Source organism: Meiothermus sp., assembly GCF_025056915.1.
Taxonomy (GTDB): Bacteria; Deinococcota; Deinococci; order Deinococcales; family Thermaceae; genus Meiothermus.
Genome location: NZ_JANWVH010000145.1, coordinates 1 through 435, shown reverse-complemented (window position 1 = coordinate 435; position 435 = coordinate 1). Strand labels below are relative to the sequence as shown.

At 71.5% G+C, this 435-nt stretch carries 1 protein-coding gene; it reads right to left on the bottom strand.

Annotation, left to right across the window (positions count from 1 at the left end; all coding sequences use genetic code 11):
- A partial coding sequence (locus tag NZN28_RS14165; protein WP_295399246.1) for an FGGY-family carbohydrate kinase occupies positions 1-435 on the bottom strand: 435 nt, incomplete at both ends.

Below are 435 nucleotides of genomic sequence, written 5' to 3'. Positions count from 1 at the left end.
ACACCCCCGCGCATCTCTCGTCGCCCCCCCCTTTTTCGCCGGTTAACCGCCTTTTTCCCCCGTGTTTTTTTGGGGGGGGCTTTCCGGGGGGGGGGGGGGGGGGGGGGGGGGGGCAAGCCAGCGGCGAGCGCGCCGTAGAGGGCGGCCCCGCGGGCCGAAGCCTGAGGGGTGGGGCTGGCCTCGAGCGGCATCCCCAGCACGTTGGCGTAGATTTGCAGCACGGGCGCCGAGCGGGATAGCCCCCCTGTGACCACCACCCGCTTCAATGGGCCTACGGCCCGTTCGAGGGTCTCCTTCACCAGTCGGGTGCCCAGGGCGCTGGCCTCGATGAGGGCCTGGTAGACCTGCACCGGGTCGGTGTCGAGCCTCAGGCCGCTCAGTACCCCCTTGAGGCCCGCGTCCATGCGGGGGGTCCGACAGCCGTTCCACCAGTCC